This is a genomic window from Microvirga sp. Mcv34 (assembly GCF_024519725.1).
Classification (GTDB): domain Bacteria; phylum Pseudomonadota; class Alphaproteobacteria; order Rhizobiales; family Beijerinckiaceae; genus Microvirga.
Map to the genome: position 1 here is coordinate 1 of NZ_JALJRK010000089.1, position 16,877 is coordinate 16,877.

Here is a 16,877-nt window from a genome sequence, read left to right on the forward strand (position 1 = left end):
CTATCCTGGAAAAGGTCGCCCGTGCGAAACAAGCGTTAGAGTCACAACACTAGGTGTGCTCCTCTGCATGCTTATCGCGCTGGTCGCCATAGGTCTCCAGGTATTGGAAGAGCACTGGACCGGGCGGCCTTATCTTGAGGCTCTGGTTATCGCAATCCTGCTCGGCACGGTCCTCAGAACGATATGGACACCCGGCCTCCACTGGCTGCCCGGCATTGAATTCTCCGCCAAGACCCTGCTTGAACTCGCGGTGATGCTGTTGGGCGCCTCGATCAGCGTCGAAGCCGTAGTGCAAACCGGTTCCGGGCTCATCCTCGGGATTGCTCTCGCGGTTTTCCTGGCTATCGGGGCGAGCTTTGGATTGTGCCGCCTCCTCGGGCTGCCCAACCGCATGGCCGTCCTGATCGCCTGCGGCAACTCCATCTGCGGCAACTCCGCTATCGCGGCTGTCGCGCCTGTCATCGATGCCAATAGCGAAGACGTAGCTTCTTCCATCGCCTTTACGGCCATCCTTGGCGTGATCGTCGTTCTCACTCTGCCGCTGCTGGTGCCCCTGGTGGGTCTGTCGGCGTCACAGTATGGTGTGCTTGCAGGCCTTACGGTCTATGCCGTGCCGCAAGTGCTCGCGGCCACCCTGCCGATCGGCGTTATCAGCACGCAACTCGGTACTCTGGTGAAACTCGTGCGGGTGCTCATGCTCGGGCCCGTGGTCATTCTGCTCTCGATTTTCGTCGGCACTCGTTCCGGATTCGCCACCCTGTCGCTTAAGCGACTTGTCCCATGGTTCATCATCGGCTTCGTCGTGATTGCAGCCCTGCGCTCAGCGGGAGCAATCCCAGATGTGGTTCTGCGCGGGGTACTGCCTATGGCGACAGCGCTCACCGTCATTTCCATGGCAGCTCTTGGGCTTGGGGTGGATCTGCGCGTGCTCGGACGAGTCGGCGGACGGGTGACGCTGGCGGTGATCTTATCGCTTCTCGTCCTACTCGGAATCAGCCTTGGCTTGATACGCCTGCTTGCGATCGGGTGAGTTCCGAAATGGGAAGGAGTAAGGTGCGTCGGGAGACCGACAAGGAGTAGATGGAGCAAGTCAGTCGCATTGAAGGAGTAGCGATCCACATTGGCTCCACGTCATGCGCGGGCGGTCGCGAGGTCGCCCTTGAAGCGTTGACAAGGGAGCGTGTAGGCCAGCCGTTGAACCACGAAACTGACGCTTTTCGGGTGCCATCATTCGTCTTGTGTGCGGAAGGTAATATGAGCTGGCGCGAGGGCCGGCTTAGCCCGACGTGGTCTGAGACCCTGGCATCTACGGACGCTCCTTAAATGGGATTCGAAAGGCCTCGGGATTGGCCAGAGTGGCATGCCACGGCTGGTCCACATCGGGAAGGCGAGGAGCCGAAGCCGCTGATGAACGATCCCGAGGAATTGAATCCTGCCTGAGACACAATGAACCTCGCGAACAAGATCGGGCCACCGATTGCGGAGCAAGGGGAGCCAAGGGAAAGGCGAACCAGCACAGCACATGCGGGGCTCAGAACTGGGAAAGTGTATCAAGTGCTCCACGATGGTTCGGCAGACCCATCCAGAAGCCTGCCACAGCAATGCGAGAGGCCATGGCGCCACCGAGAGAAGCGCAGCCTCCGCTGTCGCCCTCGCGCGTGACGTGAGCGAAGCTGGTCTGCTGCCACAGCAGAATAGCGTTTTCTTTTTGTCGCGAAGAGGCGCCCGCGCCTTGCTCGTCAGTTATCAGGCCAAACGTCCATAGTGTTGCGTGACGTCAAGAATTTCCTTGAGCTGAGTCTGGAATGTCAGGCTCAGCAGCAACACTGTGTCGCTGCGGCGGCGGAGCAACTTTTGATCACATAAACGCTTGAATATATATTAATATATTGCATCTTTGACTGGCATGAGTCGGCCTTTAAGCATCAACAGCAGGATTGAGGTGATGAATTTCCTTCGAGGCGCTTTGGCCGTCATGTTTGCTCTCGGATCGACAGGCGGACATAGCCAGCCTGCGCAGTTCGATCCTCAGCAGCGTCAGGCCATCGGGGGCATCATCAGAGAGTACCTGTTGGAGAACCCGGAGGTCCTGCAAGAGGCCATAGGCGAACTTGAGCGCCGTCAGCAAGAGGCGCAGAGGGCTGCACAAGCGGCTGTGCTGCGAAACGAACGGGAAAAGCTCATCAACTCACCCGAGGACTACGTGACCGGCAATCCGTCAGGCGATGTGACCCTGGTCGAGTTCTTCGATTACAATTGTCCCTATTGCCGGAAGGCGGAGGCTGATAGCGACGTCCTGATCAAGAAGGATCCAAACCTGCGCGTGGTGCTGAAGGACTTTCCTGTCCTCGGACCTGACTCGGTCGAAGCAAGCCGGCTGGCGGTTGCGGCAAAACGCCAGCTCTCGCCGGACAGGCTCTTGGCGTTTCACGGCAAGCTGATGGAGATACGTGGACGCGCCAATGGGGAGCGTGCACTAGCCGTGGCGAAGGAATTTGGGCTCGACTTAGCGAGACTGCAAAAAGACATCCAGGGCGGGACAGTTACCGCCGTGCTCCAGGCCAATGCCGCTCTCGGTGACGAACTCGGCATCACGGGGACGCCTGTCTTCATCCTCAACCAGGATATCATCGCCGGTGCCGTGGGGATTGAGCCCTCCGCGAAGCGATTGCAAACATCCGGCAGTGCGGCAAGGGGACATGCGGGTGACCTGGATAACGGCCTTCAAGAATGGAACAAGGGAGATATCATTGTGAAAACGCGACGTCAGGTAATAGGGTTTATGACGGCCGGTGTGTTGGCTGCGCTGCCGTACGGCCCAGCCTTCGCCCAGAACGTGGCCGTCCAGGACCTTGCGGTTCAGGGTCCCCTGGGCGATGTGGCGCTGGGCCCGGAAAACGCCAAGGTAACGATCATCGAATATGCCTCGCTCACCTGCTCCCACTGCGCCAATTTCCACAAGACCACCTGGCCGGAGCTGAAGAAGCGCTACATCGACACCGGCAAGGTCCGCTTCGTCCTGCGGGAATTCCCCCTCGACCCGCTCGCCACGGCCGGCTTCCTGCTCGCCCGCTGCGACAGCAAGAATAAGTACTACCCGATCACGGACCTGCTGTTCGAGCAGCAGCGGAACTGGGCTTTCACCGACAAGCCCCTCGACGCCCTGCGCGGGCTGATGCGCCAGGCCGGTTTTTCACAGGAAAAGTTCGACGCCTGCCTCAAGGACCAGAAGCTCTACGAGGGGGTGAGCGCCGTTAAGCAGCGTGCGGCCGACACGTTCAAGGTCAACTCGACGCCGACCTTCTTCATCAACGGGCAGCGTCATCCCGGCAATCTGTCGATCCAACAGATTGAAGAGATCATCACACCGATGCTCGGCTCGTAGGCTGGTCCCATTCGGCTGCTCAGGGAAGTTGATTATGGCTGTCTGCAGATCAGCTCTGTTCGCCAAGCCGGACGAACGGCACCAGGCGAGGCCGCCTGCCTTGCGACGCAAGGCAGAGCATATGGCCACGCGTTGGCGCGGTTTGTCTGATCCATCGCGGCTGGTGATCCTCGAAGCTCTACGGAGTGGCGGCTCAACTGTGTCCGAAGTGATCCGGGTAACCGGCCTGACGCAGTCGAAGGTCTCCAATTATCTTGGTTGCCTTTATCGTCGCGGCTTCGTGCGCGGCGAGCAGGAAGGCCGGCTAGTACGCTACAACCTCAGCGATCATCGCGTCGCTCTGCTGTTGCGCCTGTCAGAGGAATTGCCAGCCGACGCTGCACGCGATGTTTCGGCCTGAACACGAAACAGATGAAACGCGCCGCATCCCTTGCCCCGGGTCGGCATCCGAGCCGGTGCTGCATCGGCTGTCAGAGAGCACCTTTGAGTTTGTTGCGTACCTCGTTCGAAGACATCATTCGCCCCCTGTACGGGCGGAACAACATTGGAGGATTACCGTGGCAGTCCAACTCGGCGACTTAGCCCCTGATTTTGTGGCCCAGACCACTGAAGGTCCAATCCGGTTCTATGACTGGGCGGGGGAGAGCTGGATCGTGCTCTTTTCGCACCCGAAGAACTTCACGCCAGTCTGCACCACTGAACTCGGCGCCGTCGCAAAGCTCAAGCCCGAGTTCGAGCGGCGCAACGTCAAGGTGATTGGTCTATCGGTTGATCCGATCGACGATCATCACCGTTGGGCGGAAGACATTCGGGAGACGCAAGGAGCAGCGCTGAACTTTCCGCTGATAGCTGATCAGGACCGCACCGTTTCGAGCCTCTACGGCATGGTGCATCCGAACGCCAGCGACACGCTCACTGTGCGGTCGGTCTTTGTGATCGACCCTAACAAGAGGGTGCGTCTCACGCTTACCTACCCGGCATCGACAGGCCGCAATTTCGCAGAAATCCTGCGCACGGTCGATTCGCTCCAGCTGACGGATAGCCACAGCGTTGCAACCCCTGCCGACTGGCAGCAGGGGGCAGACGTCATTATCGCGCCGTCAGTGTCGGACGAAGAGGCCAAGGCACGGTTTCCGAAAGGCTGGCATGCACTCAAGCCGTACCTGCGAGTTACCCCGCAGCCGGGCTCCTAAGCGCAGCAGGTTGGGTCCACGATCGTTGCAGACCAACAGAACCCAACCTCATACCTTCCTCAGAGCTACGCATAGCACGATGCAGTGCGTAGCCACCTGCACTCTGGCTGAGTAGGTCGGATTGCCGCTATGTCTGGACAGACATCGGGTGAGCCACGCAGTTTATCCGCCTATACAGGTCCTCGCTGAAGGCGCTGGTCAGAAATGCAAGCGGTCTTAAAAAGGCCGATGACATTTCACAGCGAACACTGCGAGTGCCAGTCGGTCGGCGCCCGTATACGTGGTCGGCTCTGAACCGGAGCAGCACATCCATCGTGCAGGCATCCTGCGAAGATAAGCCTTGGTTCGACGGACACGCATCTATGGAGTTGCACCTGCAAATAGGACAGACAGCCGATGGAAGGGGTTGCGAAGTGTAGCCGTACTGGTCAGGCCACCCTGAAGAGCGTGATCATTCACCGACCGTTAATGACAGCGTCGGCGAACCTGAACGGCCCCCGCACAAAGCTGTAGCTGTCTTGTAACCATCGCGACTGTCAGCCAGTCCATGATGTCGCTGAGACAATCGCCAGTACGATTTCGGGTTAACGGCCTGAGATCGCAAACACCCACAGAGGAACATCCATGTCCGTCACCAAGCCTCCGCTTCGGGGACACCCCATCGTGAAGGGGCACTTCGAGAAGCGCACCAACAGTGTCCAGTACGTCGTCGCCGACCCGGAGACGAAGCGGGCCGCCATCATTGATCCTGTCCTGGACTTCGATCCAAAGTCGGGCGCTACGGCAACTTACTCGGCTGACGATCTGTTGGAGTTTATCGCGCATGAGGGCTACACCCTCGAATGGATCCTCGACACGCACCCCCACGCCGACCACTTCTCGGCGGCAGGTTACCTGAAGGACAGGACGGGCGTGCCCACCGCCATTGGGGAGAAGGTCGTCGATGTTCAGAAGCTCTGGAAGGGGCTCTACAACTTGCCTGACACGTTCCGGACCGATGGCTCGCAGTGGGACAGGCTCTTCGCCGATGGCGAGCGTTTCAAGATCGGCAACATGGACGTGGAAGCGATGTTCACTCCAGGGCACACGCTTGCCTCTATAGCCTATGTAGTCGGCGATTCCGCCTTCATCCATGACACGCTATTCATGCCCGACGGTGGCACGGCAAGGGCCGACTTCCCCGGCGGTTCGGCCCGCGCGCTGTGGCAGAGCATTCAGCGCATTATGGCGTTGCCAGACGAGACGCGCCTGTTCACCGGGCACGACTATATGCCGGGCGGCCGTGAGCCCCGCTGGGAGAGCACGGTGGCGCAACAGAAGCGGGAGAACACCCATCTCCTGAAGGCCAAGACGGAGGAGGCATTCGTGGCCTTACGCGAAGCGCGTGACCGCGCGCTGCCGATGCCCAAGCTGATCCTGCACTCGCTGCAGGTGAATATTCGGGGCGGGCGCCTGCCTGAGCCGGAGGATGATGGAAAGCGTTACCTCAAGATTCCGCTCGATGCCCTTGAAGGCGCAGCCTGGGGCGAGTGAGTAATGGACGGCATCATCACGATAAAAGGCGCAAGGAATCTCTGCCGGAGCCCGTACAAATGGCGAGACGCTTGCAGGCAAAGAGGCGGCGAAGTTGATCGCTAGCCCCAGCAGCAGTTTTGCCGACACATGAGAACGGGAGGAGGTGCAGAAGTCCCGAAGATTCGGGGCCGATCTCCCTAGGGGTTTCTGGACTTTCGCGCGGGTTCAACAAGCCCGTCGCGCAACCCTGAACTGAGCAGCGGCCCTCAGCCGCTGCTCAGTTCAGGGTCTGGCCTTTGTTCCGCGTTCGGAACAGTAACCCAAAAGGATATAAGGGTTCACCCTTCATGGACATGCAATGATGGCGCGGTTAGCGAATTGAGTGCCGAAATTAGAACCGGCAGTCAGGGACTGGAAAAGCGTTTCCGACATACTCTGCAAGCTCTGCTGTTGGGCCGAGTCGTGCACCGTGGGGCGCGTGATATTGACCGCGCAGCCTCGGGGGGCGCTTGCAAGCGTCACTGCATCTTTCCCTTCAGCAAGGGAAAATGATATGAAGAATGAAGGGTCATGGACCTCGAGCGAAGCGGCCTTCGCCGCCGCCGTTACCTTCAAAGGCAAGAAATAGGATAGGCTCACCGCCTCATTGACATAGACCATGGCGTGGTCGTGAGGGAATCCGAACTCCTGCATTTTCCATTCACCTTCAGCTCTGTGAAGTAATCAAAGTCGACAAGCGATTCTGTGTTCTCCTTCGCCAGATCCTTCAACTCCTCGGACGTCAGCCTGCCGTCACTGTCTTTGTCGAGCCCTTGCGTCACATAAGCCGAGTAGCTCTTGTCAAAGGTCCACGTGTGGCGCACGCCTGCAACGTTACCGGATTGGTCATAGACCACCTCCGCCTTCGCAGTGACCCATACGTGAGGGTGCGCGAGCACGGGTGAGACAAGTCCCGCCAAAACTGCGGCTAGAAGGCAGGTGAGACCGGGGCGATGTGTCATGCTCTACCGAAGATACTGTGAAGTAAAGGTTCCCTTAAGAAGGGATCTCGTGGTTAAAAGAGGCGAAACGGAGGCGCAAAGTGGTGTGTTTGACAAGTGCAGCCGGGTTAATTGGAGCCTTGATGAACTTGCTAGCGGAGATGGCTTATAGCACCAGACTGCTTGCGAGACTTGACCACTGGGGAGCGACGCGGTGCTGAAATTGGCTCACTCGCACACCGCTCCGGCCTAGATAGTAAAATGGGCGCAGATGATCTGGCGCGCCAGTCGCGGCGCGAGCGTATCGGCCATTGCAGCCGCCGGGCCTTGAGTGCGAGACTGTGCGCAAGTGTATCCACCGCGTCAAGCTGAAGGAGTGGATGCGCTCAAGGAGGCACCTTTCGGATTGCTCGTACGAGCAATCCGCCGCCGCGTTGATCAAACCTCAGATGCCGGGGCTGCCATCCACGGCTTGAACGCTCGACCGGCTGGCCGCCTACCTACATGAGACGAAAGGCATTGTGATCCAGCGCAGACGCATTGACGAGATCCTGCTCCGGGAGGGCTTGGGCTGGCGCAAGCACGAGAATTGGTTCGGCGCGCGGTCGATCCGGCGTTCGCCGAAAATCGGGGCGGATTGAGATGCGTTACATCGCACCGCCTGCGGACAGTTGTGTCACTGCCTGGGCGAGATGGGATTGGTGAGTGCCTAGATCTACGCGGGGTGCGCTGGTGCAGACCCGGACCTGACCGGTCCTGCGAGGCAGGAGATTGGCTACAGCCGCTGCGCCAAGGGCTATGTCCATGGTGCGTGTTGCCCCAACCTGCAAGCCCTTCACGCAATCATAGATTGAGCGTGGCACGGTTCACTGGGCCGATTTTCTTGAGCTGGGTGAGCACCGGATCCTAGATAAGGTGACTCGTGTCTAGGCTGTCCTGGACAACCTCAACTCCCACCGGATCACGGACGTGCTGCTGTTCCAGTTGGCGCATCCGCGCTGCAGATGGTGTTCCCGCCCAGATCCGAGGCCAATCTCAACCTGATCGAGCCGTTTTGGAAGATCCCACGATCGCAGACGTTGGCTGTACGGCATCGAGACCCAGGGTGAAATCACGGATGCCATCATCGGTTCAGGTCTTACTGGAACGCGGATCGCCCTTCTTCGGGTAGGTCAAGCGGCGCCGGCATCCTGCCGTACATGCCTACTCAGTCGCCGACAAGGCTGGCACGACGCAGATCGTTCGCGTCGCGCCCTTGCTGAAGGACGAGCGATACGATGGCGGGCACTACAAGCCTGGCCCCTTCACTGCACCAAGGACCAAGCCCGCTCTACTGCCTTCCTCCCTTTGAAGCAGGACGACATACGAGTCGGCGTCCTTGGCCTGCACAGCCTGTAGCGGCATCTCGAAACGAACGGGAGAACCGGACCACGCTCCGAGGGGGTAGAGACCCCGCACCACATTGGTGTACGTTTCCGTGCGTCCGGCATTCTCCCCGCGATAGACCGTAACCTGGCTACGTTTGCGGACGGGCAGCAACCACGCTCCGCCCTCACCGGCACCAGGGCCTATGTCGACGATGATCAGGCCGTTCTCCTCCCGCACAGCGATTGGGACGGGGAGAGAGTCTCGACCGGCCGCTGCGTGCTCTATTGACTTCATGACTTCATCACGGGATGACCCAACGCAGGACACGAGGCCGTTGACGACCATCTGCGGCGTATAGACCCGGCGATTATTCCTCGCCGAGGCATAGCCCTTCTGGCGTGCCGTAAACAGCGGGACAGCGAGCGTGTCCTTCCAGCCGAGATAATCCCAATAATTCACGGGAAGGCTCAGCACGATGAGGCTCGGATCCTGAATTAATTCGGCCGCGAGTTGGTTCGCGGGCCGGCAGGCCGGGCAGCCCTGGCTCACGAAGAGCTCGAGGACAGCACGCGGTTGCGGCAACGCCATGGCGCTGCCAGCCCACAGGGTTGCTATGACGGGAATAAGTCCCAGCCAGGATTTCATGCGGCCTCTCATGCTGGTACTCAATACAGCTACCCTTCCTCCGTAAAGTCACGTTCTCTCGATTTCCACGGCAAGCCTACCCGCGCCAACCGTAATGCGTGTCAGGTGTCTGGTCAGGTCGACACTCTGCGAGCTGATGATGGCCGAGGGTCCGTACCATTGAAGAAGAGAGGTCGCCCACAGGACAAGGGCCCGCAGCATCTCCCGTGAGGGGACCAAGCTTGCGCCTGGAAGTCCCTTGCTTGTGGTAAGGGCCCGTTTACCTTCTGCCCCTGCGGTCGTAGGCTGCGCCTCTAGGTTGAAGACGCCGGACAGCGCCAGCTTGACGAGGCTGCGATTCAAGGGCGGCCGAGATAACTTTCAGCGAAGAACATCGAGGATCTTGGAATCGTGACAAAACCATCTCTTGTTCCGCTCCGACACGGACTGCTGCGCAATGCGGCGGCCATCCTCGGCTGCGTCTTCTCGCTTTCGGCTGCTCCCAGCGGCGCAGAGGTGGGCAACGAGCGAGAAAGTCTCGCCGGCTTTTTCCTCCAGAATTGCCTGCGGCACATCGAAGATTTTTCGCAACTCTCGTCGGCTGTTGCGCAGAACGGTGGGCGGCGCGTCGAGAATCCTCCGCCTGAGGCAGGAGACGGCGAGAGTTCAACATCCGAGATTGAAACTTGGCTCGTTCCCATCCGAGACTTCCCTACGATCCTGCATTTCAAACGGGGAAGCCGGGATGGGCGGCGATTCGCCTTATGCTTCGTGCGGCAGCAGAATTTAGATGTCTTCGAAGAGTCCGTCGAAACAGTGACGCGGTCGCTCACGTTGCGCCGGGTGCGCTCCACCTCCGAAGCGTTCACAAAGCGTGCGTCGTTTCTTCTGGACCGCAACGGTCCAATCCTGGTCGACGTCTCGGCAGCTCAGGGACCACTGGTCCGCTTTACCATGATTTCCGCGACGAAGCTGCTCGGGGCCGGACCTTGATGGCCTGACCGCTGCGGGCCGGAGCCACCATCCTTCAATGCTGGCATGCCGCCCCGGCCCCACGATGATGAAGAGCGCTGGCGCAGCGACAGCGCGCTTCGGTGGAGCCTGCGTCTAACTTGCGCAAAGCAGCTGGAGCCTGCCTTCTTGGCAGCCTGTGCCAATCTGGCTACAGCCTGTCCATGCCATTGGAACCGTATTGAAGTGGAGTGGACCTATGCCGAGTACGACTTGTAAAGCGGAAGTCGAAGAGGGATCCGTTTTCGCACCGCTGTTCAACGCGGATGGGCTGCTTCCGGCAATCGCCACCGACATTGAGACCGGTGCCGTTCTCATGCTTGCCTGGATGAATGCAGAGGCATTGCAGCGGACACTGGCGACCGGAGAGGCTTGGTACTGGAGCCGATCGCGTGAGGAGCTTTGGCACAAGGGCGCAACAAGCGGCCAAATTCAGTATGTCCAGGAGATGCGGGTTGACTGTGATCAAGACGCTCTCTGGTTGAAGGTCCGCCTCGGTACCGATCGCGGATGCTGCCATACAGGTCGAGCCAGCTGCTTTTACCGGGTGGTTGTGAATGGCCAGGACGGGGCTGTCCTGAAGAAGGAGGCAGATCGAGATTGAGCGCTGTTTGCTGAGCTGTGCACCCGCCACCTGCTCTCACTGGGCTTGGCAACTCATACTGGTGCCTTCAACAGCTCATTTGCGGCACGTTTTCAGCCGGGCACCATCGAGCAAATGGACCTCAGACATATGGTTCCACAATACAGAAATGGCGATAACCTACCTGAGCAACGCCGTTAACGGGGTCGTTCGAACTGCAGGAGCGAGGCCACTTGAGAAAGCGTTTCATCCAAGTTTTGGCGACACTAATTGGGATTGGCGCTGGCCTTCTAATCTTGGTGTGGTCGTTCGCGGTTTGGAGGCAGATGTCGGTCACCACCGGCTCGGGCGAGCGGTTCGAGTTCGGCCTTGTGATATTCCTTTCGGCCGCCGGTGGAGCAGTCCTCTGCGGAGTCTTGGCGTTCTACTTGCTGAAGGCGATCTGGACCAGCCGCAGGCGCTAAAACATCACCAGGGGACGGTTCCAACAGGGCCATCCGTCCAGTGGAACCCACCCTATCGCCTGGCTGTTGACACACGGCGCCGGCGGACGGCCGTCCGCTGTTTGACGTTGGTCGAGGGGCTCAGTCGAGCGCGCTCGACCATCAAACCAGGAGGGCAAGGTGGTCAAGCGCACGCTTCTCATTGCCTTGGTCGGCTTGGCCCTAGCCGCAGGCGTGTATTTCTTCCTCCTGCGCTTGTCCGAGGAGCCGACCTCCTCTCAAAACGCATCGGCCCACGTATCACCACCGCCCGAGGTCGGCATCATGCGGATCGAGCCGGCCGAGGTGCCATATCCAGTGGAGTATGCCGGCCGTGTTGCCGGCGTCCGTGATGTCGAGGTGCGCCCGCGCGTCGGCGGTCTTCTGCTCAAGCGTGAGTACGAGGAGGGCGCGCGAGTGATGCCGAGCCAGGTGCTCTTCCACATAGACCCGGCGCCGTACGAAGTGGTCTTGCGGCGGGCGGAGGCCCAGCTCGAACAGGCGCGGGCCACACTCCTGCAGGCCCAAGCGAATTTTGAGCGAGTCGAAGAGCTCGTCCACAGGGAGGTTGCTGCCGCACGGCAGCTTGAGGAGGCCCGCTCTCAGCGGGATCAGGCTAGTGCCGGGATCCAACTCGCCGAAGCTGAGGTCCAAAGCGCCAAGCTTAGCCTGAGCTATACCACGGTAGTAGCGCCGAGCTCCGGGATCACAGCGCTCCAATCGCCACCGGTCGGCACACTCGTCCAGGCGCAGCAGACGCTCCTGACCACCATCACCCAACTCGACCCGGCCTATGTGAACTTCTCCTTCACGGATGAGGAGGGGCGCGCTTTCCGCGAGTTGAACGAACAGCGGGTGAAACCGCTGTCCACCCAGGATCTGGAGGTCGAGCTGCTGTTCGCGCCAGGTACGGTGTATCCCCACCGGGGCAGGGTCGACACGGCCGCCCAGAGAGTCAATCCGCAGACCGGGACGATTCAGGCGCGGGCGATCTTCCCGAATCCGGACGCTGTCCTGTTGCCGGGCCAGTTCGTCCGGGTGCGCGTCCTCGGCATCACATTGCCGGATACCATCGTCGTCCCGCGCCGGGCGGTGAGCCAGGGCGCGCAGGGCCCTTCAGTCTATGTTCTTGGCGCGAACGACGTCGCCCAGCTCCGACCAATCCGTCTAGGCCCTGAACTTGCGGCAGGCTGGGTCGTGCAGGATGGCCTGACCGGCAGAGAAAGGATCGTTGTCGATGGGGTGAGCCGGGTGCGCCCCGGCCAGCCCGTTAGGCCAATGCCGCTGCAGGGCAGGCCACAGGCGACGCAGCACACGGGCACCCAAGCCGGACAGCCGGCTGGAGCTGGCCCATGATGCTGAAGCTCCCATCGACTCTCGCTCTTCGCCCCGAGTCTCGCCGACCTCCTGCTCACCAGGTGCCTCGGCATACGGTTACCGCCCGTTGTGCAGTGTTTGGCAGTCCTACCCGTCGAGGCCGTGATCTTGGCTACCAAGGTCGGAGGCGAGATCGGCTGTGACAATGGCGAGAAGGTGCGGGTCGCCTTTGCCCTCGACTGCTGCGACCGGGAGGTGCTCGGCCATGTGGCCACAACGGAGGGGATCAAGGGCGAGGATGTGCAGGACCTGATGATCACCGCAGTCGAGTATCGCTTTGGGCCGGTGAACCGTCTGCCGCAGACCATCGAATGGCTCTCCGACAACGGCTCGGGCTACATCGCCCATGAGACGAAAAGCCTGGCGCGGGCAATGGGGCTGGAGCCGAGGACCACACCCGTGCAGAGCCCACAGAGCAACGGCATGGCGGAAGCCTTTGTGCGCACGATCAAGCGCGATTACGTCCGCGTCAGCCCAATCCCGGATGCCCGGACGGTGATGGAGAGCCTTCCTCTATGGTTCGAACACTACAACAGCCTTCACCCGCACAAGGCACTCGGGCATCGTTCACCGCGTGAGTTCATCGCCTCACGTCAACCGGGATGATCTGTCCGATCTTTCAGGGGCAACAACACAATGCCGTTGTCGAAACCTTCTTCAAGAGCTTGGAAGCCGAACTGATCTGCCGCACCGACTTCCAGACGCGAGCCAAAGCTCGGGAGCAATCGGCCGTTACATCAATGGTTTTAATACCCCGGTCCGGAGTCATTCGACGCTCGACTACCTCAGTCGGGCTCGGTTCGAAAGGATAACCAGTTAGCTGCCAAAACGCTCTCCACAAAAGCGGAGCAAATCCAACCTACTGCTCCCCCTACTGTTGTAGCCATGTTTGCTGTCGCCACGCCACTCGGCCCGTGAGCGACGGCTTGGCGCGGCGGTGTTTCAGTGATCCCAGTCGACTGGTTCAGTGGAGATAGGCGGCGGAGAAAGCTGTTGCCTGACGGATGACGCGGGCGAGCCGCGAGAGTGTCTCGCAATAATCATTACCCACTATCCTCGTCCACCGCGGCCATTCCAGATCACTTCTTTTCGAGCGCAGGAGGAAGCTGGATCTCGATGTCGGTGGCCGTATTGTCTGGCCTTGGCGCATTCTTGAGGACGATCTGGGGAGCAAGGGTCAGCAGCACCAGCAGGATCAGCTGAGTGATCAGGAGAGGCACTGCGCCAAGGTAGATTTGCAGGGTGCGAGCGGACAGGGGCGCCACGCTCCGAAGGTTATAGAGCGCGATCCCGAAAGCGGATGCATGAACGAAGTCTGCAGGTTGACCGCGAGGAGGACGGTCAGCCAGACCATGTCGATATCGAGCTGACGGGCGATCGGGGCAACGAGGGGCAGCACGATGAACGCGATCTCGAAGAACTCAAGAAAGAACGCGAGAAAGAATATGGTGACGTTCAGGAATATGACGAAGCCGGCCTGTCCGGCTGGCACGTTTCCAAACAGCGATTCGATCCAGATCTGTCCGTCCAGCCCGCAAAAGACCAATGTGAAGAACGAGGCGCCCAGAAGCAGGAAGATGATACATGAGACCAAGGCACCCGTGACGTCCATGGCCCACCTCAGGTTGCGACCTTCGAGCTTGCGCCTGACGAGGCCGAGCAGGAGCGTTCCGGTCACGCCGATCGCACCGCCTTCGGTCGGGGTCGCGATGCCGAAATAGATCCGATCAAGTTCCGCCGTTCTCGAGCACGGAAGGGGCCGTGATGATGCCTCCTGACACACGGATCCAAAGCGTGCAGGACCTTAAGGGCCGGCGGATCGGGATCGCGGGCGGCACGCTCGACAAGTGCTGGCACCTCTTGCTCGCGTACGGCGCGGACCAGTTCGGAGTCGACTTGGAGCATGATAGTACCCACGCCTACGGTTCGTCGCCGGTCCTCGCCCAGGAACTGGAGGAGGGCGAAGTCGACGCGGCACTGCTCGACTGGACCTTCTGCGCCCGCCTCGAGACCAGAGGATTCCGGCGGCTCATCGGGGTAGGGGACCTCGCCAAGTCTTTCGGCGTGGTGGGCGACCTCGCCCTTAGCGGTTACCTGTTCAGACAGCCGAACGAGCGGACAGACATCCTTTCGGCGTTTGCCACGGCCTCATCCGATGCGAAACGCCTGCTCGCCCGATCGGATGCGGCCTGGGTGTCCGTCCGACCCCTTATGCAGGCCGCGGATGATGCCACGTTTCAGACTCTGAAGCGCGCTTTCTTGGCTGGAATCCCGAACCGTCGTCTCGAGGACGAGCGAGCTGACGCCGAGCGGCTCAATGCGCGGCTAACCCGGATCGGCGGCAAAGATCGCGCCGGATCGCAGGCGATGCTCCCGCCCGGGCTCTACTGGGGCGACAGCAGCGCCCGTTGACGGACAACTCGAACGTCACTCGGACCGGTCCTGTGGTGTTGCTGATTGGAGCCCGGAGCAGCTTCGACACTAGATTGAACGCTGCGCCGACGATCAGAACGGGGCGGCTGCGACACTGGAAGCCTGATTCATATGGCTTCCGTCGCGACCTGGTTGTCTGCGCAAACCGCCGAGGCCGGAAATCCGTATCAAGCGTAATCCAGCGGGATTTGGGTCGTGGCCTTGATCTCCTCCATGGCAAACATTGATGTCACATCTGAAAGTTCCACGCGAGAAATCAACTTTTTATAGAGCGCGTCATAGCTCGCAATGTCCGGCACATAGGCTTTGATGAGATAATCGACCTCCCCGCTCATGCGATAAAAATCGACCACCTCGGGAATGTCCTTCAAGGCATTTCGAAACATCTCGGCCCATTTCGCGCTGTGCTCGCGGGTCTTCACGGCGATGAAGACGGTCACGCCGACATTCAGTTTTTGGCGGTCCAGGAGGGCGACGCGATGCTGGATGATACCGTCTTGCTCCAACTTCTGGATCCGGCGCCAGCAGGCCGTCGGGGAGATACCCGCTGTTTCAGCCACTTCGGCAACCGGCAAGGCGCAATTGCTTTGCAGGCTCGAGAGAATCTTCTTGTCGATCGCGTCGATCCGAATTGTTTTTGCGTTCATTGGGTTCACACTTGCGCAACATGGAGAGCAGGAAGCGTAGGGCGTGTCGAAGGCGGCGGTCGGCCGCCCGGGCTTACACAGTCAAGCTCATTGATGGAAAAAACTTCCGACATTGGGCCACCTTTTGCAAGAAATTTGCCGTTTTCGGGGAAATCTCAGGATCAATCACAAACCATTTCCGGGCAGCTGGTGTAAAATCTGCTCCATTCTCAACAGACTTCGGATCGAGCGAAAGATGACAGCTACAGTGGAACCCACCAAGGTGACGGAACCTTTTGCGCGGTTGAGTGACGCCAGCCGAGCGTTGGCGAGAGAGTACCTGGACAACGCCCGCTCCGTATTGCGGCAGAGCGTTTTCAATCCCGATTTCCTGGCCGGGATTCCATTGGAGCGAAAGCCCGGAGCCTATACAAGAAATCTCGTCTACGGGGACGAGCAAATGAGCATCTGGGCCATCGTTTGGAGCCCAGGGAGCACAACATCGATCCACGATCATCATTGCTCTTGCTGTTTCGGGATCGTCTCAGGCTCTCTCACCGAGCGACGTTTCTCCGCCGTTAGCCGAACCCACGCTGTGGCGACGCAGAAGGTTCTCCGTGGTCCGGGGTTCATTGCGTGCTTCCTGCCTTCCGGACCAAACATCCATCAGATGAGCAATGACTCGTCCGACGAGGCGATTTCCTTGCACATCTACGGCTTCGATCATCGGTTGCACGGATCTTCCGTGGATCGTGAGTATCAGCTCGCCTTAAGTTGAAGGAGCGATCGTGGAATCCATCGTCCCATAGACCGGTGGAGGTCGGGTGGATCCGGTGCCGAGAAGTCCCGCCCTGTCGGGAAAATCCATAGCGGCAATATGGAGGGTTCGGAAGCCTTCGTGCTCTGTTCCCGCTTGCCGGAATGCCGCTCCAACACCGGCTCCTTGGCTACCCGCAGAACGCGGAGTCGGGCCACCTGCGCCCACAAGACGGTAGGCTTTGGCGGCGAGACCAACTCCCGAGCCATGGCGGAAGAACGGCGACCACCAGAACACGCCGGATTTTCTCGTCTTGAAATGGCCACGGACGAACTTGGATCGGATCACACGCTGATCCTTCTCGACACCTCGATCGCGAGCGACACGCCGCTTGAGCCGGGAGCGATCCGGCCAATCGTAGGCGATAGCAGTTCCGGTTGACCGCGCTCATGACACGCGCGGTTCCGCCGGTCGAGGTCGGAGGCTAGCCGATCGTATTCACCTGAGCTTGTTGCAGTGACCTGATTTGCGATTTGGACGAGC

At 59.9% G+C, this 16,877-nt stretch carries 15 protein-coding genes and 3 pseudogenes; 13 read left to right on the forward strand and 5 right to left on the reverse strand.

Annotated features, from left to right (window positions below; translation table 11 throughout):
* The first annotated feature begins 55 nt into the window (after positions 1-55).
* From OC446_RS25600 to OC446_RS25625, 6 genes and pseudogenes are all read left to right on the forward strand, one after another.
* Positions 56-1,030, forward strand: coding sequence for a YeiH family protein (locus tag OC446_RS25600; RefSeq protein WP_262031843.1), 975 nt, complete (start codon positions 56-58; stop codon positions 1,028-1,030).
* A gap of 915 nt (positions 1,031-1,945) precedes the next feature.
* Positions 1,946-2,709 (forward strand): annotated as a pseudogene (locus tag OC446_RS25605) (DsbA family protein).
* A 73-nt stretch (positions 2,710-2,782) separates the two neighbouring features.
* Entirely contained in the window at positions 2,783-3,385 is a 603-nt protein-coding gene (locus tag OC446_RS25610) for a DsbA family protein (protein ID WP_262031844.1), read from the forward strand.
* A 121-nt stretch (positions 3,386-3,506) separates the two neighbouring features.
* On the forward strand, positions 3,507-3,785 hold the full coding sequence (locus OC446_RS25615) for an ArsR/SmtB family transcription factor (protein WP_262031831.1): 279 nt from the start codon (positions 3,507-3,509) through the stop codon (positions 3,783-3,785).
* Positions 3,786-3,942: 157 nt separating this feature from the next.
* Positions 3,943-4,578 (forward strand): peroxiredoxin, encoded by a 636-nt coding sequence (locus tag OC446_RS25620; protein ID WP_262031832.1) that lies wholly within the window; start codon positions 3,943-3,945, stop codon positions 4,576-4,578.
* A gap of 624 nt (positions 4,579-5,202) precedes the next feature.
* The gene (locus OC446_RS25625) at positions 5,203-6,111 is read left to right on the forward strand and encodes an MBL fold metallo-hydrolase (RefSeq protein ID WP_262031833.1); all 909 of its coding nucleotides are present in this window, start codon (positions 5,203-5,205) and stop codon (positions 6,109-6,111) included.
* A 327-nt stretch (positions 6,112-6,438) separates the two neighbouring features.
* Here the strand turns inward: OC446_RS25625 and OC446_RS31135 are convergent.
* Together OC446_RS31135 and OC446_RS25635 are read right to left on the reverse strand one after the other, a co-directional pair.
* A pseudogene (locus tag OC446_RS31135) lies at positions 6,439-7,094 on the reverse strand (DUF1007 family protein).
* Positions 7,095-8,360: 1,266 nt separating this feature from the next.
* Positions 8,361-9,086, reverse strand: a complete 726-nt coding sequence (locus tag OC446_RS25635; RefSeq protein ID WP_262031834.1) for a DUF1223 domain-containing protein — start codon at positions 9,084-9,086, stop codon at positions 8,361-8,363.
* A gap of 390 nt (positions 9,087-9,476) precedes the next feature.
* Between OC446_RS25635 and OC446_RS25640 the strand changes: the two genes are divergently transcribed.
* The 5 genes and pseudogenes from OC446_RS25640 to OC446_RS25660 form a co-directional block, all read left to right on the forward strand.
* Positions 9,477-10,058, forward strand: a complete 582-nt coding sequence (locus tag OC446_RS25640; RefSeq protein ID WP_262031835.1) for a hypothetical protein — start codon at positions 9,477-9,479, stop codon at positions 10,056-10,058.
* A 217-nt stretch (positions 10,059-10,275) separates the two neighbouring features.
* Entirely contained in the window at positions 10,276-10,680 is a 405-nt protein-coding gene (hisI, locus tag OC446_RS25645; protein WP_262031836.1) for a phosphoribosyl-AMP cyclohydrolase, read from the forward strand.
* 305 nt (positions 10,681-10,985) lie between these two features.
* Positions 10,986-11,123: a hypothetical protein gene (locus OC446_RS25650; RefSeq protein WP_262031837.1), complete on the forward strand. Its 138-nt coding sequence runs from the start codon at positions 10,986-10,988 to the stop codon at positions 11,121-11,123.
* 159 nt (positions 11,124-11,282) lie between these two features.
* The gene (locus OC446_RS25655; protein ID WP_262031838.1) at positions 11,283-12,497 is read left to right on the forward strand and encodes an efflux RND transporter periplasmic adaptor subunit; all 1,215 of its coding nucleotides are present in this window, start codon (positions 11,283-11,285) and stop codon (positions 12,495-12,497) included.
* Between the two features lie 144 nt (positions 12,498-12,641).
* Positions 12,642-13,124 (forward strand): annotated as a pseudogene (locus OC446_RS25660) (DDE-type integrase/transposase/recombinase); the annotation flags it as partial.
* A gap of 473 nt (positions 13,125-13,597) precedes the next feature.
* Here the strand turns inward: OC446_RS25660 and OC446_RS25665 are convergent.
* Together OC446_RS25665 and OC446_RS31140 are read right to left on the reverse strand one after the other, a co-directional pair.
* Entirely contained in the window at positions 13,598-13,783 is a 186-nt protein-coding gene (locus tag OC446_RS25665; protein WP_262031839.1) for a hypothetical protein, read from the reverse strand.
* Positions 13,726-14,301: a TRAP transporter large permease subunit gene (locus tag OC446_RS31140; protein ID WP_410055140.1), complete on the reverse strand. Its 576-nt coding sequence runs from the start codon at positions 14,299-14,301 to the stop codon at positions 13,726-13,728. The genes OC446_RS25665 and OC446_RS31140 overlap by 58 nt, the downstream gene beginning before the upstream one ends.
* An 11-nt stretch (positions 14,302-14,312) precedes the next feature.
* Here OC446_RS31140 and OC446_RS25675 point away from each other — a divergent pair, with 11 nt between their 5' ends.
* Positions 14,313-14,930 (forward strand): hypothetical protein, encoded by a 618-nt coding sequence (locus tag OC446_RS25675; RefSeq protein ID WP_262031841.1) that lies wholly within the window; start codon positions 14,313-14,315, stop codon positions 14,928-14,930.
* A 188-nt stretch (positions 14,931-15,118) separates the two neighbouring features.
* Here the strand turns inward: OC446_RS25675 and OC446_RS25680 are convergent, their stop codons facing one another.
* On the reverse strand, positions 15,119-15,577 hold the full coding sequence (locus OC446_RS25680) for an Lrp/AsnC family transcriptional regulator (protein ID WP_262031845.1): 459 nt from the start codon (positions 15,575-15,577) through the stop codon (positions 15,119-15,121).
* 256 nt (positions 15,578-15,833) lie between these two features.
* Here OC446_RS25680 and OC446_RS25685 point away from each other — a divergent pair, with 256 nt between their 5' ends.
* Positions 15,834-16,355: a cysteine dioxygenase gene (locus OC446_RS25685; protein WP_262031842.1), complete on the forward strand. Its 522-nt coding sequence runs from the start codon at positions 15,834-15,836 to the stop codon at positions 16,353-16,355.
* Positions 16,356-16,877 lie beyond the last annotated feature (522 nt).

Coding starts and splice junctions, on each gene's coding strand:
- OC446_RS25610 (WP_262031844.1), top strand. CDS start 2,783: ATGACGGCCGGTGTGTTGGCTGCGCTGCCGTACGGCCCAGCCTTCGCC.
- OC446_RS25615 (WP_262031831.1), top strand. CDS start 3,507: ATGGCCACGCGTTGGCGCGGTTTGTCTGATCCATCGCGGCTGGTGATC.
- OC446_RS25625 (WP_262031833.1), top strand. CDS start 5,203: ATGTCCGTCACCAAGCCTCCGCTTCGGGGACACCCCATCGTGAAGGGG.
- OC446_RS25635 (WP_262031834.1), bottom strand. CDS start 9,086: ATGAAATCCTGGCTGGGACTTATTCCCGTCATAGCAACCCTGTGGGCT.
- hisI (WP_262031836.1), top strand. CDS start 10,276: ATGCCGAGTACGACTTGTAAAGCGGAAGTCGAAGAGGGATCCGTTTTC.
- OC446_RS25650 (WP_262031837.1), top strand. CDS start 10,986: ATGTCGGTCACCACCGGCTCGGGCGAGCGGTTCGAGTTCGGCCTTGTG.
- OC446_RS25685 (WP_262031842.1), top strand. CDS start 15,834: ATGACAGCTACAGTGGAACCCACCAAGGTGACGGAACCTTTTGCGCGG.